Here is a 15269-nt window from a genome sequence, read left to right on the forward strand (position 1 = left end):
GAGAACGTTATCAGATGTGAGATCATGACGGCATGGCCACCGCCGATCTTCTTCTTCACCCCGTCCGGCTGCGGATCCTGCAGGCCCTGCTCGGCTCCGGCGAGCTGACCACCGCGCAGCTGCGCGAGCGGCTGCCCGACGTGCCCGCGGCGACCATGTATCGCCACGTCGCGGCGCTCACGCAGGCCGAGATCCTGGAAGTCGCGCGGGAAACGCCCGTGCGCGGCACGGTCGAACGCAGTTACCGGGTGCGCCAGGACAAGGCGCTCGTCGACGCCGAAGCCCGCACCACGATGACCAAGGACGACCACCGGCGGGCGTTCACCGTGTTCACCGGAGCCCTGATGGCGGATTTCGAGCGCTATCTGTCCCGCGAGGACACGGAACCCGCTCGCGAAGGCGTCCTCTACCGGCAGGGTGCGGTGTATCTGTCCGAGGAGGAGTTCGCCGAGTTGGTCGACGAGCTCGAAGCCGTCGTCGAGCGCCGCGCCCACACGGCTCCCGGCGACGGACGCACGCGCCACATCGTCAGTCTGGTGCTCGTTCCCGACAAACCGGGCGACCCCGCGGACGGTGCCTCGTCGGGCACCGGCTCCGGTGCGGACCAGCCGCAGTGAGCCGGCACGGCGGGGTGGAAAGGCGCTGCTAGGTTCGCGACATGGTCCTTCCCACCACGGTCCCGGGCGTCACCGATCGCCGTGCCGCCGAGCTGCTCCAACCGCGGTGGACGCGGGCGCGGCGAGCGTTGTCGACGGCGCTCGTCGCCTGCCCCTGGGCGATCGTGGCGTCGTGCGTGATCGCCGCCGTCGTCGCCGGTGCGACGGGCGGGTCGGCGGCGTGGTCGGGCGTGGCGGCGGTGGGGGCGGCCGTGCCCGCGGTCGTGCTGTCGGTCGGCGCCCGGAAGCTGCTGTTCCATCCACCCCGCTGGGTGCGCTCCGCCGTTCTCGGGTGTGGCGCGCAAGTGCTGCTCGGCGTCCTCCCGGCCGTCGGTGCGGCGGCGAGCGCCGGTGGTGCCGGGGCCGCGGTCGCGACCGCGGTCCTCGTGCTCGCCCTCGTCGCCGCCGTCGTCGCGGTGTCGTCCGCGTCACGCGCCATGCGGACGTTGCTGACGCCCGTGTCGTGGGAGCTGGGTGCGACACCGTTCACCGTGGCCGTGCGAGCACGCCTCCACGACCCGGGGATGCTGACCGGTTCGGTGTCGGTGGGGACGCGGGGCGTCGAGTGGGCGGCTCGTCGGCACCGGGCCGTCGGACACGGCGGCGTTCCCTTCGACACGATCCGGGACGCCCGCCCGACGATGCTGCCCGACACGGCGGGTCCGACGCCCTGGTTGTCGCTGTCCGACGGGTCCACCGCCTACCTGACGCCCGGCCCGGCCGTGCTGCTGGACACCGGGTCGGGGACGGTGACGTTGCCGGTGGACGACCCGCAGCTGTTCGTCGCACTGCTGCACGCGCGTGTCGCGGCGTGGCGCAGCGGCACGGTGCGCTGAGCCCGCCTTCCCGCGAACCGCGTCGGGCTGTCCTGCTACTTTTCCTCCGGCAGTCGGCCTACGGACGAGAGGTAGTCGCACGATGCTGGGGCAGAATCCCATCGAAGCCGGGGAGCAGCTGGAGCGGTTCGCCGAGACCTTGCAGCAGAAGGCGCAGGGCTATGCCGCGCTGCACCAGCAGCTGGGTTCGGCCAGCGTGACGGAGCGGTCGGCCGGTGGCGAGGTCGAGGTGACCGTCGACGGCAACGGCGTGCTCACGAGGCTGGAGTTGTCGGAGCGGACCAGGGGCATGGACCCGGCCGCGGTGTCCGCCACCGTCATGGGCTGCCTGCGGCAGGCGCAGGCCCGGCTGCGCGAGCAGGTCAGCGCTCTCGTCGCGGACACGGTGGGCGACGACCCGGCCGGCAACAACATCGTCAACCAGTACGCCGAGCGGTTCCCGTATGCGGTCGAGGAGGACGACGAGGCACGGCGGGAGCCGAGGTCGTCCCTCGGGCGGCTCGGCGAGGAAATTCCCGGCGACCGCCGGGAACCGCGTCGGCCCCGGCCACGTCCGTATGACGAGGACGACGACGATCTGGGTGGCGGGTCCATCCTGCGGTAGAGAGGGAACGTCGATGGGAGACTCCTACCGGGTCAGTCCGGACGAGGTCCGGGCTCACGCGGAAACCGTGCGGGGGTTCGAGCAGCGGGCGAGTGCGGCGGCGGAGGCCGGAGCCCACGTGGCCGGTCTGGACGACGCCTACGGGATCCTGTGCCAGCCGTTCGGTTCGATGGTCTCCGGCCCGCAGGAGCGTGGTGTCGAGGCGTTGAACCAGGCCCGCGAGGCCACTGCGCGGCTGGCTGAGAACCTCGATGCCGCGGCAGACGCCTACGAGGAGTTCGAGAAGTCCGTGGTCGAGCTCCTGGAGAAGATCGGTCGGGACGTCGATGCGGCCCGGCTCAAGACGGTGGCGGTGCCCGGCCGATGAGCAAGCCACTGGTCGAGGAGAACACCGACCCCGACAACTTCTACGCGGCCGACCGCGCGGACGGCGACCCGTTCACCAAGATGGACGCCCCGAGCCAGGACGGCGGCACGGGATTCATGACCGGCGTGACGCCCTTCGAGGCGGGTTGGGCGATCGCCGAGGGGATCGACAAGGGCGACTACAAGCTGGCCGTCAGCGGCCTGGTCGCCGGTGGGCTCGACGTCGCCTCCGCGGTCACCGACCCGATCGGGTTCGTCGCGGGCCAGGTGATCTCGTGGATGCTCGAACACATCGAGCCCGCCCGCAAGGCGCTGGACGACCTGGCGGGCAACCCGGACATGGTGAAGGCGTACGCGCAGTCGTGGACCAACGTCGAGGAGGAACTCACCGCCCTCGGCGACGAGATGAAGACCGCGGCTCCGGCGGAGACCGAGGGCTGGACGGGCGGCGCCGCCGACGCCTACCGCACGAAGGCGGAGAACCTCGCGGGCGTGTTCGGGAGTGCGGCCGGTGCGGCACACGGCATCGCCGGGCTCACCATGGGCATGGCCGAGGTCGTCAACGGTGTCCGCACCGCGGTGCGGGACCTGCTGGCGAGCATCGCGGGCTCCCTGGTGAGCTGGAGCATCGAGCTGCTCTGCACGCTCGGCACGGCGGCGCCCGTCGTGGCCGCCCAGGCGACCACCGCCATCGCGCGCGTCACGAACATGGTGGCCAAGCTCCTCAAGGCTCTCGGCACCGCGATGACCGACGCGATCACCTGGCTCACCGTGTTGCGCGACCTGTTCGACGGTCTGCTTCGCGCCATCAACGCGTTGAAGGAGAGCCAGCAGACGGCTCCGGCGTGAGACCGGACAGCGGCCGGCGCTCCGGGACGAGGGCTGTCACTCGGACCCGTCGCGGAGCCCTACGGGCGTCGGCCCACCGCGTCGCGCGAGCGGGTCAACGGTCATCTTCTCCAGGAACTCCTGGGTCTCCGGGTCGGTCGAAACACGCCGACCCCACACATGCCCCGCGTCAGCAGCACCTTGTAGGTGTTGCGGATCAGCGCGGCGAAGGGGAGCTCGTCGGCCTTCTTCACCGCCGGATCGCGCGAGTGCTCGCACCTGGCCACCCATCGCCCGTTCCGGCGGACGAAGTCGGGACCGAGGATGACGCCCGCCCAGTCGTACTCGAAGCCCTGCGCGGTGTAGATGCAACCCACCTGCCCGAACCCGCGCGGGTCCGACGCCCGTAATTCCGGCGCATCGGGCACCCGCTTCTCCGGTTTGGCGTTCCACGGAGGGCTCCAGTCGCCGATCACCACGTCGTCGACGAGCCTCTTCCCGTCGGCGGTCGACACCGGATCGCTCCACGTCCAGCAGCAGCCGGCGGCGAGGCGTGCCGTGCCACCGTGCTGAGCCTGCTGCGCCGACAGCCACGCCTCCAGCGCTGCGGGTGACTCGGCGGTGGTGACGGCGAACTCGTCGTCCGAATCGGCGAGGTGGCTCCATGGTGTTGGCGGGACAGGGTCGAGTCCCAACAGCCGCTCCACCCACGTGTCGTAGGCGGCCGAGCCACCGCACCGGAACTGGCCGTGCAGGCGAACGACGTCGACGGCACAGCCCTTGGCCTCGGCGGCGGCCGTGATCTCGCGCAGCGACCCCATCTCGCCGGGCCGCACCGTCTGGTGCTCGTCCAGCAGGAACACGGGCACCCACGCGACGTCGATCAGCTCGTCGATCTGGCGTCCCGCGCGTTCCCGCACCTCGCGCCGAGTGAAGCGGTTGACGCTGGTCTCGCGGATGCGGTGGGCCTCGTCGCAGACCAGCACGTCGAGATCGCTTGGTCCGGCGGAGGTGTAGTTGTTGAAGTACTTGAACAGGTTCTGCACCCGGCTGTTCCCGCGTCCGGCGATCTTGCGCAAGCTCCGGGTGAAGGCGGAGGAGCCGGTCGCGTGGTGCACGGTGCGGCCGCGCCGAGCGAGGTCTCCCACGAGGCTCAGCGCGATGGCGCTCTTCCCTGGCCCGGGGCCGCCCAGCACGACGACGACGGTCCGGGTGTTCGCGGCCCTCGCCCTGTCCACCGCCCGCAACACCAGCTCGAACGCGACCTTCTGCTCGTCCAGCAGCACGAACTGTTCCCGTTCCCGGATCTCCTTCGCCGCGAGGGTGAGCAACGGAGCAGATCCACCGCACTCCTTTCGTGCGGGTGGGCCTGCCACCGGTGCGATCGGGCGCGTCGACATCGGTTTTTCACGACGACGGAAAAGGCATGTGCCCGTGGCGATAACGCTGTCCTTGTCGGTGCTCGTTGATAGAATGAGCAGGTAGGCAGGCAGTTCAGCATCGCAGGCGTACCGTTCGATTTCTGGGGATTCACGTCCGTGTCGAAAACGGTCGTGGTGTGTCCTTCCTCCGGCATGTTCGGTTCGTCGGTGGTGCTCCGTAGGGCGAACGGAGCTGGTTCAGTGACGACGACTGCCCATACCGTGTTCATCGGTGGACTCCAGTGGCTGGACTACGTCCATGCCGGTCCCCGCAAGGCCATGTCGATGGTGGCGGAGCAGAAGCGCCGCTATCTCGATCCCGCCCGACCCGCCTGGTCGGCGTACGGGCCTTTGTTGGCGGCTTTTCGGAGGGCACTGAACTCCGGTGATCGTCAGGAGGAATTGAATCGTGTCGTCGCGCAGGTGGCGGACAAGGGGGATTGGCGCACCGATGCCTATCGCGACGCGGTCGACGGTTTTCTGACGTGTATTCCGAAGCGGGCCACCGGAATGCACGTCAGTGACGCCACCTGGGCGGAGGGGAATCTCCGGATCGTGTTCCGGCACCTGCTCGGTGTCCGCCTGCACGACAGGTCCGACACGCGGTGGCTGGTCCTGCCCTACTGCAAGGGGGACGCGCTCGGTCAGGGCAGTGCCGACATCGTGCTGCAGATGATGGAGTCGTTCGCCGATCTCGTCCTGCCGGGCGCCAGGCCGGTGGTGCTCGACAGCCGCCACGCCACGCTCTACAAGCTCCGCGCGAACACCAACCGCGCCAACATCGACGCCTGCGTGCGCGGGCTGGCGCTCGCGTACGAGCGGCAGTGGTCGCTCGCGGCCTGAGAGAGCGCGGAGTCGGGCGGGTGTGCTCCTGACTCGCCCGACTCCGCTTTCCTCGTGCGGCACCGTCGCTCGTGGACGCTTTGATTTCCGAATCCGTCCCATGGCGGGCTGTCCGTCTACCTCGCCCGTGCTCATATGAGCGGATTTCCGGTCATTGCAGACGAAGGGGTTGTCTGGGAGCGTTTGCGGCCGAGAGGATACGTTGAAGATCGTGGCACGGCTGCCTCCTCATCGGACTTCCCTCGGGTGCCGACGCGGCTTTTGCGCCAGTTCGGCGGCAGAAGGCCGTCCGTTTTGCTCACTTGAGCGAAGACCTGTCTTCGCTTTCGTGCTCACGTGGGGGTGTGGCGTGCCGGCAGACAGCCGGTGTATCGCAAGGAGCACAGTGTGGATCCGAATCTGAGGCCCGGCGAGGACCTCCAGCATTATCTCGAACGACAAGCCAGCCAGATGCAGGAACGGGCGGCCGCGTTGCAGGAAGCCTTCGCCGCGGCGGCCGCGACCGTGACGTCGCGGGACGGCACCGTGACGGTGTCGCTCGCGCCCAACGGCGCACTGCGCAACATCCAGTTCGGCAAGCGCGCGTGCGAGCTCGGCGAGGCACGGCTGGCGGCGACGATCATGGACACCGTCCGCCAGGCGCAGAGCCAGACCGCGCGCGCAGTGACGAGCTCGGTGCAGTCGATCGTCGGCAACGGCGAGGCCGTCGAGATGATGAAGAGTTTCCTCCCGCCGGACCCGGCGGCGGCCGACGAGGTCGACCAGAACAAGTTCGTCGAGAACCCCGAACCCGACGTGGCTCCGACACCGCCGAAGCCGCCGGTGACGCCGCCGTCACCGACGACCGGGCCACGGCGCCGCCCCGCCCGTCCCGAGGCCGACGACGACGAGGTGAACCCCTGGTGAGCGGCGGATACGGGATCGAGGGCCTCGACGCGTTCGACGCGTTCGGCCGCGAGCTGGACTCGGTTGCGGCAAACGTGCGGCGGACCGGCGAACTGGTCAACGACATGGTCGCTGATCCGGGGCTGTGGGGAATCGCGCTCGGCCAGGTCATCGGTGCTGCGGCGAGCAAGTTCTGCGCCGACGCGCACGACACGTTCGTCACCTACGGCGAAGCGATCGACCGGCACAAAGACAAGCTCGTCGAGGCCCGCAACAGCTACGAGGAGCAGGAACAGGCCGTGGTCGACTCGATAACGAGGTACCAGCTGTGAGCGACATCGAGGACAAGGAAACGTATCGGCGCGGGGACCTCTGGCACGATCCGGGCGATCTGATCACCGCCGACAACTCCCGGACCAACGGCCTGGGAATCGGCAACACGATCGACGTCCTGCAGGGCGCTGTCGCCGACAACGACAAGGTGACCATGGGCATCGCGGGCGCGGGGCTCGCCCTGGACACGCTCGGTCTCGTGCTCGACCCGCTCGGCACGGTGTTCGCGGCCGGGATCGGCTGGCTCATCGAGCACGTCACCCCGTTCCGCGTGCCGCTCGACCTGCTGTACGGGGACCCGGAGGGCATCACGGTCGCGACGGCGGCGCTGGATACCGAGAAAGACCAGATCGAGCAGTGGAAGCGCGGCCTCGAAGGCAAGCTCGGCGAGCTCATGGGGACCTGGAAGGGCGAGGGCGCGGAGGCCTTCCGGGCGAGCACGCAAGACCTCGCCGACGGCATGGACGCGCTCGAGGACGCCCTTGCCGCGGCGAGCAAGAACATGCAGATCTGTGGTGCCGTCGCCGGCGGTGTGCGAGGGATCATCCGTGATCTCATCGCCGCGGTACTCGGAGGCATCCTCGCGGGCGCCCTCGCCGCGATCGCGGCCATGCCGTTCACCTTCGGGACCTCGATCGGGATCTTCCTGGGCACCGTGTTCGGGACGGTCGCCGCCGCCCTGGCCAAGATCGCCACTCACATCAGCGACCTGGTCTCGAAGGTCTCATCGGCCGCGAAGGCGCTGAAGAACGTCGGTGACAGTGCCAAGAAGCTGGCGGACGACGTCGCCAGGGCGGTGGACGATGTCCTGCCCACGCCCAGCCGCGGAAGCAACGGCAACACCGGGGGCGGGTCCGCGGTGAGCGGAAGCACCGGCGAGGCGCCCACATTCGGTGGCGGTGGCGGTGGCGGTGGCGGTGGCCCCGCCGGCGGCGCGGGTGGTGGCGGTCCCGTCGGTGGCCGTGGAACCGCTGGTGGTCCGGGTGGTGGTTCGTGGGCGGATGACGCTGATCCGACGTTCAATCCGTGGAAGGACGAGCCTTCTGCCGGTCAGCGTGGTGCGGGTGGTGGTGGAACCGCTGGTGGCCCGGGTGGTGGTTCGTGGGCGGATGACCCGGAGTTGACGTTCAATCCGTGGAAGGACGAGCCCTCTGCCGGTCAGGGTGGCACGGGCGGCGGCGGCAACCAGGGTGTCCCCGCTGGAAACCAGAGTCCAGAAGGGGGCGGCAGCCCAGGTGGTGGGGGCGTCGGCAGCGCGACACCCGACTCGCCGAACGGTTCGATCACGGACAGGCTCGGTGGTGACGGCCGGGCTCCGCAGGACGCGCCCAACACCGGTGGAGACACCAGTGCGGACGGCACGGTGAACACCGGTGGTGACCGTGATCCGGACGGCACCGAGGGCAACACCGGCCGGGAATCTGAGAGCTCGGATGGTGCGACGGGTACCGACCGGAGCTCCGAGAACGGTGACGAGGGCAAGTCCTTCGTCTGGGACAGCAAGGAGAAGACGCGCGACCTGTTGCTGGAGGGGGCGAGGAAGTACGCCGACGACCACCCCGAAGCGGGCATCACGCCTGACCAGCTCAGGGACTTCGAGGTCAAGACCGACAAGATCATCAACGCTCTCGAATCGAAGTATGCGTTCGATGCGCTGGAGAAGGTGAACCCGGAGGTCGCGCACAAGCTCGAGCACATTCTCCGCTCGGCCACCGACCTGACTCACGGCGAGGCGGGCCTCTACACGAAGGGCACGCTCGATTTCTTCCGGTTCGGCGCGTGGCCGGCCATGGTGAGCGCGGGGATCATCTCCGACGACGAGTAGCGGACGGCGTCGCATGTGACTGTCACCGGCTCCCGGACCTCAGCCGTCCGGGAGCCGGTCCTCTCGACTCGCCCTGCACCCTCTCCGTGCTGTGGCGAGAGCTCGCCGACGATCCCGTGGTGACTCGGATCGGCGAGTCGCTGGTCCGGCGAGGGGCAGACAGCAGCTGGACGACACCGGGGCCGCACCGGTCACGCCGTGCCGGGATGCAGCGGGGTTCCCAGCGGCAGGGTGCCGGCCAGTGCGCGCCAGTCGAGCATCAGCAACGTCGCGTCGTCGTCCATCCGGCCGCGCTGGTGGTCCAGAACGGCGCGCATCACCCGCCGCAGTGTCTCCGGCGCGGCGAGGTTCGCCGCCGAATCGTGTTCGACGAACTCGACCAGCCGGTCGACGCCGAACAGCCGGCCCTCGCGATCGCGTGCCTCGGTGATGCCGTCGGTGAAGAAGAGCACGCGATCGCCCGGTTCGAGCTGTTCGCGTCCCAGGATTCCGTCGGCGGGAGCGCGGGAGACCCCGAGCGGTATTCGCGGGCGGGTCTCCAGGACCTTCAGCGCGGCGTTGGCCCGCAACAGAAGTGGGGGCGGATGCCCCGCGAGGAGGTAGGTGAGCTCCCCGGTCGTGACGTCCAGCCAGCTGAGGATCGCCGTCACATAGCGTGCACCGGCGGGCCGGTTCTCGATGATCGTCGCGTCCGCCTCGCGCGCCAGCGCACGGAGATCACGCACGCCGCTGCGGCGGGCGTTGCGAATCGCGGCCAGCGTCACCGCGGTGGTCAGGCCCGACTGCATGTCGTGCCCGACGCTGTCGAACAGCGCGCAGAACGCGACGTCCTCGTCCACCGCGTAGTCGAACGCGTCACCGCCGACCCGTTGGTGTGGTTCGAGGACGACGCTGATCACGAGATCCTCGGAGGCGAAGGTGAGCGGGGGCAGCAGTTGCCACAACAACTCGGCGTCCCGGGTGAAGGGCGTCGTCCGACGGGCGACGTGCAGGGTGTCACCGTAGGCGAACTTCGTGGCGACGATGTGCCCGAGCAGGCTCGCGAGCGACAGGCACCGGTCACGGACGTCGGAATCCTGCGGGCTCAGGTCCGGGGGCAGGCCGAAACAGACCGCGCCGACGCGCTCCGTGCCGTCGACCATCGGCACCCAGAGCACCGTTCGCGCGTCGGAGGTCCGCTGCCAGAGGGGTTTCTGCAGCTGGTAGGCCCGGCCCGCAAGCGAGTCCTCCACTCCCACCGGCCCGCGGCCGGTCGCCACGAGCGGAGTGAGCACCCGCTGGCCGTGGTCGACGAGGTAGAGCTCCGCGGAGATCCCCAGTCGGCGGACCGCGCGGTCGGCCACGCGTCCCACGTCGGGTCCGGACGCGCTGTGCGTCTCACCGACGATGTCGGAGACGACCTCCCACCACCCGTTCAACTCAGCCACCACCCGTGGCGCTTACCCGCTGTGTCCGGGGGAAAACCCGGCTGTCGCCGCTGCCGTGAGCGGCCCCGGTGACCCCCGCGTCGACTCCGGCGGTCATCCTGGGAGCGGCGTACGACTCGACCGGAGGACCGCGAGGACATGGAGATCTGGATCAACCCGGCCTGCTCGAAGTGCCGCTCGGCGTTGTCACTGTTGGATGCCGAAGGCGCCGACTACACGATCCGCTACTACCTCGAAGAGCCTCCCACCGTCGAGGAGCTGGAGAAGGTCCTGGGCAAGCTGGGATTGGAGCCGTGGGACATTGCCCGGCTCGGCGAGCCCGCGGCCGAGGCGCTGGGCATGGCGTCGTGGGCGCGCGACGAGGCTCATCGCCGGCAGTGGCTCGACGCCCTGGCCGCCGAGCCGACCCTCATTCAGCGCCCCATCATCACCGCCGACGACGACACCGCCGTGGTGGGCCGCTCGCCGGAGGCGGTGCGGTCGGTGCTGCCGTAACGCGCGACTGCGCGCGACGCCGACGACGTCAGGCGCCCGCCGGGCGGCGGGCCTCGGCGAAGTCGCCACGTTCCAGCAGTGCGGACACCGCGACACCGGCCACGAGGCCCCAGAAGGCGGCGCTGATGTTCAGCGGGGTCACGTCGGAGACGGTGACGAGGAACGCGACGAGCGCACCCAGCGTGAAGTGGGTGCGGAAGGCCGTGACGAACGCGCTCTGCAGCGCCCGCAGCATCGCCAGGCCTCCGAGGACGGCGACGAAGGACTCCGGGGTCGCGAGCAGGAGCCGGACGAAGGCGGGCGCGAGCAGTCCGGTCATCATGGCGAGCAGACCGCACACGATCCCGGGCCGACCCGCCGTTGCTGCAGGCGCTGACGTCGGCGGTGCGGCATCACCCGCGGGCGCGGCTGCTCGTCGTGGTCACGGCCGTGACGGACGACCCGAGCTTGCCCGCCGACGTGCTCGACCTGCTCGCGCACAGCGCCACCGCCGAGATCGTCCTGGCTCCCCTGACTCCCACCGAGGTGAGTCGTGTGGCCGCGGCGCGCGGCGTGTTGCTGCACCCGTCGATGGCCGAGTCGCTGTGGCGGCACACGGGCGGCAGGCCCCGTCCGGTGGTGCACCTGCTCACCGAGGTGCCGTCGGCGACCTGGGCGCGGTTCGATCCGGAGCTCCCGGCTCCCGCGGCCGTCGCCGCTGCCGTGCGGGCCGCGTTGGGGCGTTGCTCGCCCGCCGCGCGCGCACTCGCCGAAGCGGCGGCCGTGCTCGGCCCGGGCATCGCGGCGCGGGACGTCGCCCGGCTCGCCGGCGTCGAGGACGACCCACTGCCCGCACTCGACGAGGCCCACACCGCCGGGCTCGTCGAGTTCGGCCCCCGCGGGCTCACCGAGGTGGGACCCCGCGACCCCCTGGTGCGGGCCGCGATCCTGGCGACGATGGGACGCGCGGCGGCCGCGGAGGCGCACCGCCGTGCCGCGGAGCTGACCGAGGACCCGGCCCGCCGACTCCGGCTGCTCGTCGCCGCGTCGCCGGTCCCGGATCCCGCGGTCGCCGACCGGCTCGACTCCCTGGCCGCCGAACACGCGGCCGAGGGAGCCTGGGCCACGGCGGCGTCACTGCTGCACGACGCGAGCCGGCTCACCGACGACCAGGTGCTGCGCGGGAGCCGCCTGACCCGCGCCGTCGACGCCTCCATCGGGGCGGGCGACGTCTACGCCGCGGCCGCCCTCGTGCCCGAGGTGGAGAGCCTGCGGGAGACCCCGCTGCGCAACGCCGTGCTGGGGTACCTCGCGATCGTGCGCGGACGCGCCGTGGAGGCCGAGTCGCGCCTGCGGCGAGCGTGGACGCTCGTGAACACCGAGCGCGAACCCGAGGTCGCGGCCCAGATCTGCCAGCGGTACGTGCTCCACGCACTCCTGCGGTGCCGGGGCGAGGAGCTGCTCACCTGGGCCGACCGCGCCATCGCGCTCGCGGGCCCGGACTCACCGGCCGCCGTCGAAGCGGCCGCCATCCGAGGGTTGGGTCTCGCGGGCACCGGACGGGTGCGCGAGGCGATGCGCGACTACGCCGAGCTCGGTGACCGGGTCCCGCACGGGGCGCAGGCGCTGCGGGTCGTGCTGGCGCGGGGCTGGCTCAACGTGGTGGTCGACGCGATCGACGACGCGCGCGCCGACCTCGCGAGCGCGGTCCCCACCACCTATCTCGGCGGGTCCACCCGCATCTCCCTGTGGGCGCGGGCCTGGCTCGCGCGCGCCCGGTTCCTCGCGGGCGAGTGGGACGACGCCCTGCGCACCGTCCGAGAGGCGGAGCCGCTGCTCGAACGCAGCGGGATCGTGCTCGCCGCTCCCCTGCTGCACTGGACGGCCGTGGCCGTGCACGCCCTGCGCGGGGAGTGGGAGGAGGCCGAGTCGACGCTGCGCCGGTGCGAGGCGGGCCCTCAGGACTACGAGTGGATGCGCGTCGCTTCCTGCCTCGCCCGCGCCCACCTCGCCGAGGCGCGAGCCGACTCCGCGGGCGTGCTGCGCGCACTCCACCCGCTCACCCAGAGCTGGGCGGGCGGCAGCATCGACGAGCCGGGCCACTGGCCCTGGCACGACCTGTACGCGCACGCGCTGGTCGTCGAAGGCCGGCACGCCGAGGCCGACACCTTCCTGCGCCGCCACGAACGGCTCGCCGACGACCGGGAGAGCGCGTCGACCCGCGCCCGGCTGGCGGCCGCCCGGGGACGCCTGCTCGGCGCCCAGGGCGACCACGTCGGCGCGACCCAGGCGTTCGAACGCGCACTCGACACCCTGGAGACCCTGCCCCTGCGCTACGACCGCGCCCGCGTGCTCTTCGCCTACGGGCAGACGCTGCGCCGGGCGGGCAAACGACGCAGGGCCGACGCCGTGATCTCGACATCGCGGGAGATTTTCGTCAGTCTGGGGGCCGCCACGTGTGTGGCGCGCTGTGACCGTGAACTGAAGGCGGGTGGGATGCACGTCGTCCGGTCGGCCCGTCAGGCCGGGGGACTCACGCCCCAGGAGGAGGCCGTCGCCGAGCTGGTGGCCCGGGGCCTGTCCAACCGTGAGGTCGCCGCCGAACTCTTCCTCGCCACCAAGACGGTCCAGTACCACCTGACCCGCGTCTACGCGAAGCTCGGCGTCCGTTCCCGGGCCGAGCTCGCCGCGCGCCGCTCGTCGAGCGGCGATGTCACCGTTCCCTCGATTCGACAGGAGATCGAATGACGCCGCACCACCAGATCACCGGCCCGGACACCGGCGAGGTCGTCGTGCTCGCCGGGTCGATCGGCAGCAACCTCAGCATGTGGGACCCGCAGGTGCCCCGGCTCGTGGACGCGGGCTTCCGCGTGGTCCGGTTCGACAACCGCGGCCACGGCCGCTCGCCCGTGCCCGACGGCCCCAGCTCGATGGCCGACCTCGCCGGCGACGTCGTCGAACTGCTCGACACCCTGGGCATCGAGCGCGCGCACCTCGTGGGGCTCTCGCTGGGCGGGATGATCGGCATGTGGCTCGGCGCCCACGAGCCGTCGAGGATCGACCGGCTGGTGCTGTGCTGCACGTCGGCCAAGCTCGGCACCCCGCAGATGTGGGAGGAGCGGGCGACGCAGGCGACGACCAAGGGAATGGTCAGCATCGCCGACGGCAGCATCGGCCGGTGGTTCACACCCGGCTGGATCCAAGCCAACCCGGGCCTGGCCAAGGAGTACCACCACATGACGGCCACCGTGCCCGCCGCGGGCTACGCGTCGTGCTGCGCCGCCATCGGCGGGATGGACCTGCGTGACGCCCTGCCGTCGATCACGGCGCCGACCCTGGTCATCGGCGGCCGCGACGACCAGGCCACGCCGCCCGAGCACGCGCAGCTGATCGCCGACCGCATCCCCGGCGCGCGCCTGGAGCTCGTCGACGGCGCCGCCCACCTGGGCAACGTCGAACAGCCGGAGATCTTCGGCGAGCTCATCACGGAACACCTCACGGCGAGGTGACCGGAAGCGGCGGGTGGGCCCCGCTCGAGAACTCGCGTGAGGGCGTCCACGCGGTGCGTGACGAGGTCACGGTAGGCGGGACTGCCTTGGACGTTGACCTCGTCCCCCGGGGAGACAATGGGAAACTTCTTCCCCGCGCGCCAGACCAAGATGGTTCGGTGATGGTGAGCAGGCTCGTTGCGTCCCGTTGGCGCCCTGACCGAGATGTTGCCTCGCTGTCACCGGCGGTTCTCTGTTTCGTCCGCGGTGACAACTGGGCTGCCTCACAGCTCGGTGAAGTATTAGCCGACAGGCTCGACGTGTGCGTCAGGCAGATGCAGAGCAAGCGAGTGTCGGAGTTCAGTCCCGAACCATCCCCGCATGCGCGGGGCCGCCCCCCGAGGCCCCGGCCGCCAAAACGGGTTCGTCACCCCACTGCCGCACGGCGCGACCGTGCTCCTCGGCGAGTCTGCGCGCTGACTTCTCTGCGATGCCGCCCCTGTCGTCCTCCCGCACGGAGACGGGGTTCTCGAAAGCGGAGACGAGGTTGACCGGCTGGTCGGCACGGACCACGACGGCTACCAGGCTCGGGCGTGTGCGGTGCGCGTAGGAGTTGGTGTGTCCTGTGGGCATCGAGCGGGCGAAGGCGTCGAGGAACAGTCGGGCGCCGTCGTCGGTGGTGTCCGCGTCGCCGAGATTCTCCTCGAGCTGGTGAATCCCAAGCGTTGCGTAGCGGTAGAGGGTGGCCGAATTAAACCCGACGGTGCCGATCATGCCCGCGCCGGTGTTCTCCGTGTTCTCGTCGTCCACTACCTCGCGGGATTGCGGTTCGGGGTGCGTGTCGACCAGCCGGGCAGTCTGCTGCGCGACTACCACACCGTCAGCGACTACCGCGGTGTCCCGCTTCGCCAGGCCGGCGTCAACGCCAAGGGAGAGCAGAAGCCCACCTCCCCAGCAAAGAGCACGCATGCTACCCACCGCTACTACCTTCAGGACGCCGTCTTCGTTGCTGCTGTCTCAGGACCGGCGCCGTTGATGACCGCACTCGCCGACGCGATACGTCGCCCTGCCTACCCGCTGTCGTTGGGACGGCGTTCGTGCCCGCCAACACAACCGATCGTGCTCGCTGTCGAGGAGGCGGAGGTGAGGGCGACGCTGGCCGCATGTCCGTGGCAGGCCGACACCCACAACCGCCGTCGTCTTCGCAGCCGGCACGGGGGAAGCCTCACTCACACGTCGACCTCCCCGCGACACCCCACGACCCCTTCGCCCTGTTGAGCTGG

Annotated in this window: 17 protein-coding genes; 13 read left to right on the forward strand and 4 right to left on the reverse strand. The window is 70.6% G+C overall.

Annotated elements, in window-relative coordinates; all coding sequences use genetic code 11:
* Positions 1-32 precede the first annotated feature (32 nt).
* From SACAZDRAFT_RS21035 to SACAZDRAFT_RS21055, 5 genes are all read left to right on the forward strand, one after another.
* Positions 33-617: a helix-turn-helix domain-containing protein gene (locus tag SACAZDRAFT_RS21035; RefSeq protein ID WP_005445016.1), complete on the forward strand. Its 585-nt coding sequence runs from the start codon at positions 33-35 to the stop codon at positions 615-617.
* A gap of 41 nt (positions 618-658) precedes the next feature.
* Entirely contained in the window at positions 659-1492 is an 834-nt protein-coding gene (locus SACAZDRAFT_RS21040; RefSeq protein ID WP_005445017.1) for a hypothetical protein, read from the forward strand.
* An 82-nt stretch (positions 1493-1574) separates the two neighbouring features.
* Entirely contained in the window at positions 1575-2096 is a 522-nt protein-coding gene (locus SACAZDRAFT_RS21045; protein WP_005445018.1) for a YbaB/EbfC family nucleoid-associated protein, read from the forward strand.
* Between the two features lie 13 nt (positions 2097-2109).
* On the forward strand, positions 2110-2463 hold the full coding sequence (locus SACAZDRAFT_RS21050) for a type VII secretion target (RefSeq protein ID WP_005445019.1): 354 nt from the start codon (positions 2110-2112) through the stop codon (positions 2461-2463).
* Positions 2460-3311 carry a WXG100-like domain-containing protein gene (locus SACAZDRAFT_RS21055; protein ID WP_005445020.1) on the forward strand — a complete coding sequence of 284 codons (852 nt, stop codon included), beginning with the start codon at positions 2460-2462 and terminating at the stop codon, positions 3309-3311. The genes SACAZDRAFT_RS21050 and SACAZDRAFT_RS21055 overlap by 4 nt, the downstream gene beginning before the upstream one ends.
* A gap of 101 nt (positions 3312-3412) precedes the next feature.
* Here SACAZDRAFT_RS21055 and SACAZDRAFT_RS21060 read toward each other — a convergent pair whose 3' ends face one another.
* On the reverse strand, positions 3413-4621 hold the full coding sequence (locus SACAZDRAFT_RS21060) for a DUF2075 domain-containing protein (protein ID WP_005445021.1): 1209 nt from the start codon (positions 4619-4621) through the stop codon (positions 3413-3415).
* Positions 4622-4912: 291 nt separating this feature from the next.
* On the opposite strand from SACAZDRAFT_RS21060, the gene SACAZDRAFT_RS21065 reads away from it, so the two are divergent.
* From SACAZDRAFT_RS21065 to SACAZDRAFT_RS21080, 4 genes are all read left to right on the forward strand, one after another.
* A complete protein-coding gene (locus SACAZDRAFT_RS21065) occupies positions 4913-5554 on the forward strand; it encodes a hypothetical protein (protein WP_005445022.1) in 642 nt (213 codons plus the stop codon).
* Positions 5555-5941: 387 nt separating this feature from the next.
* Complete coding sequence (locus SACAZDRAFT_RS21070) at positions 5942-6460, forward strand: YbaB/EbfC family nucleoid-associated protein (protein WP_005445029.1); 519 nt, start codon at positions 5942-5944, stop codon at positions 6458-6460.
* The gene (locus SACAZDRAFT_RS21075) at positions 6457-6771 is read left to right on the forward strand and encodes a hypothetical protein (protein ID WP_005445031.1); all 315 of its coding nucleotides are present in this window, start codon (positions 6457-6459) and stop codon (positions 6769-6771) included. Before SACAZDRAFT_RS21070 ends, SACAZDRAFT_RS21075 begins: the two co-directional genes overlap by 4 nt.
* On the forward strand, positions 6768-8597 hold the full coding sequence (locus SACAZDRAFT_RS21080; RefSeq protein ID WP_005445033.1) for a WXG100 family type VII secretion target: 1830 nt from the start codon (positions 6768-6770) through the stop codon (positions 8595-8597). Before SACAZDRAFT_RS21075 ends, SACAZDRAFT_RS21080 begins: the two co-directional genes overlap by 4 nt.
* A 191-nt stretch (positions 8598-8788) precedes the next feature.
* Here SACAZDRAFT_RS21080 and SACAZDRAFT_RS21085 read toward each other — a convergent pair whose 3' ends face one another.
* Entirely contained in the window at positions 8789-10027 is a 1239-nt protein-coding gene (locus SACAZDRAFT_RS21085) for a PP2C family protein-serine/threonine phosphatase (RefSeq protein WP_005445034.1), read from the reverse strand.
* 135 nt (positions 10028-10162) lie between these two features.
* On the opposite strand from SACAZDRAFT_RS21085, the gene SACAZDRAFT_RS21090 reads away from it, so the two are divergent.
* Complete coding sequence (locus tag SACAZDRAFT_RS21090; RefSeq protein ID WP_005445036.1) at positions 10163-10519, forward strand: arsenate reductase family protein; 357 nt, start codon at positions 10163-10165, stop codon at positions 10517-10519.
* Positions 10520-10547: 28 nt separating this feature from the next.
* Here SACAZDRAFT_RS21090 and SACAZDRAFT_RS21095 read toward each other — a convergent pair whose 3' ends face one another.
* Complete coding sequence (locus tag SACAZDRAFT_RS21095) at positions 10548-10838, reverse strand: benzoate/H(+) symporter BenE family transporter (protein ID WP_232286318.1); 291 nt, start codon at positions 10836-10838, stop codon at positions 10548-10550.
* A 41-nt stretch (positions 10839-10879) separates the two neighbouring features.
* Here SACAZDRAFT_RS21095 and SACAZDRAFT_RS21100 point away from each other — a divergent pair, with 41 nt between their 5' ends.
* Both SACAZDRAFT_RS21100 and pcaD read left to right on the forward strand, forming a co-directional pair.
* Positions 10880-13246 (forward strand): LuxR C-terminal-related transcriptional regulator, encoded by a 2367-nt coding sequence (locus SACAZDRAFT_RS21100; RefSeq protein WP_005445038.1) that lies wholly within the window; start codon positions 10880-10882, stop codon positions 13244-13246.
* Positions 13243-14007: a 3-oxoadipate enol-lactonase gene (pcaD, locus tag SACAZDRAFT_RS21105; protein ID WP_005445040.1), complete on the forward strand. Its 765-nt coding sequence runs from the start codon at positions 13243-13245 to the stop codon at positions 14005-14007. Before SACAZDRAFT_RS21100 ends, pcaD begins: the two co-directional genes overlap by 4 nt.
* 339 nt (positions 14008-14346) lie before the next feature.
* Here pcaD and SACAZDRAFT_RS21110 read toward each other — a convergent pair whose 3' ends face one another.
* Complete coding sequence (locus SACAZDRAFT_RS21110) at positions 14347-14955, reverse strand: type I-E CRISPR-associated protein Cas7/Cse4/CasC (protein WP_005445042.1); 609 nt, start codon at positions 14953-14955, stop codon at positions 14347-14349.
* Between SACAZDRAFT_RS21110 and cas5e the strand changes: the two genes are divergently transcribed.
* Positions 14848-15264 carry a type I-E CRISPR-associated protein Cas5/CasD gene (gene cas5e / locus SACAZDRAFT_RS24200; RefSeq protein WP_408638072.1) on the forward strand — a complete coding sequence of 139 codons (417 nt, stop codon included), beginning with the start codon at positions 14848-14850 and terminating at the stop codon, positions 15262-15264. The two genes, SACAZDRAFT_RS21110 and cas5e, sit on opposite strands and share 108 nt — an antisense overlap.
* Positions 15265-15269 lie beyond the last annotated feature (5 nt).

Origin of the sequence: Saccharomonospora azurea NA-128 (assembly GCF_000231055.2) — a bacterium.
GTDB lineage: Bacteria > Actinomycetota > Actinomycetes > Mycobacteriales > Pseudonocardiaceae > Saccharomonospora > Saccharomonospora azurea.

Excerpts from the sequence above, each read along its gene's own strand:
- SACAZDRAFT_RS21035 (WP_005445016.1), top strand. The coding sequence starts at position 33 with ATGGCCACCGCCGATCTTCTTCTTCACCCCGTCCGGCTGCGGATCCTG.
- SACAZDRAFT_RS21040 (WP_005445017.1), top strand. The coding sequence starts at position 659 with ATGGTCCTTCCCACCACGGTCCCGGGCGTCACCGATCGCCGTGCCGCC.
- SACAZDRAFT_RS21045 (WP_005445018.1), top strand. The coding sequence starts at position 1,575 with ATGCTGGGGCAGAATCCCATCGAAGCCGGGGAGCAGCTGGAGCGGTTC.
- SACAZDRAFT_RS21050 (WP_005445019.1), top strand. The coding sequence starts at position 2,110 with ATGGGAGACTCCTACCGGGTCAGTCCGGACGAGGTCCGGGCTCACGCG.
- SACAZDRAFT_RS21055 (WP_005445020.1), top strand. The coding sequence starts at position 2,460 with ATGAGCAAGCCACTGGTCGAGGAGAACACCGACCCCGACAACTTCTAC.
- SACAZDRAFT_RS21090 (WP_005445036.1), top strand. The coding sequence starts at position 10,163 with ATGGAGATCTGGATCAACCCGGCCTGCTCGAAGTGCCGCTCGGCGTTG.
- SACAZDRAFT_RS21095 (WP_232286318.1), bottom strand. The coding sequence starts at position 10,838 with ATGACCGGACTGCTCGCGCCCGCCTTCGTCCGGCTCCTGCTCGCGACC.
- pcaD (WP_005445040.1), top strand. The coding sequence starts at position 13,243 with ATGACGCCGCACCACCAGATCACCGGCCCGGACACCGGCGAGGTCGTC.
- SACAZDRAFT_RS21110 (WP_005445042.1), bottom strand. The coding sequence starts at position 14,955 with ATGCGTGCTCTTTGCTGGGGAGGTGGGCTTCTGCTCTCCCTTGGCGTT.